The organism is Providencia sp. UF-224 (genome assembly GCF_058245955.1).
The window spans coordinates 1-542 of sequence record NZ_JBSICC010000104.1; the positions used below are offsets into that span (position 1 = coordinate 1).

Annotated in this window: 1 protein-coding gene and 1 pseudogene; both read right to left on the reverse strand. The window is 50.9% G+C overall.

The genetic code is table 11. From position 1 onward, the window contains the following. Nucleotides 1-248: pseudogene (locus AC4IFO_RS23030) on the reverse strand (type-F conjugative transfer system protein TraW); the annotation flags it as partial. 9 nt (nucleotides 249-257) lie between these two features. After that, nucleotides 258-542 (reverse strand): TrbI F-type domain-containing protein (locus AC4IFO_RS23035; protein WP_490737858.1); only part of this gene is annotated, 285 nt, incomplete at its 5' end.

Genomic DNA, 542 nt, shown 5'->3' on the forward strand with positions numbered 1-542 from the left:
GTATCAGTACTGAGCCAATCCACGGGCGGTGGACGCAGGGTATTTTCAATCACGCGGTCTTTAAAATCTTGCTGCATCTGCGCGATTTCGCCCGTCCCTTCCATCTGTTTTAACCGCCCTTGGATAAAATCCAGCATGCTTTGCTCTTGAACGGGGTAGACATCCCCCCACACGCCAAGATCTTTGGCGGTAACAAGGCAGGGTAAACAAAACAATACTGCCATTGTAGACTGCCGTATTCGCTTCATCTGCCCTCCTTATTGCGCCATTTTGTCGGCGATCGCGGCTTGAATATCGACCGTGATATCTTCTGCCCCCATCACCACCGCAGGCGTGACTAAAATCAGAGCCTGATAAGTGTGTTGGTACTCCGATAAGCTGTCACTGAGCGCCACTTGAAAACGGTGAGTGGCATCGGCGATTTGTTGCTCACTGAGGGGATTTTCCGCATTAAACTGCATGGCCATTTGTTGCTGATATTGGTTGACCGTGCCCGTCATGTCGAAAGTGACGGTGATAGGAGCAAGCCAACGCACCACAAA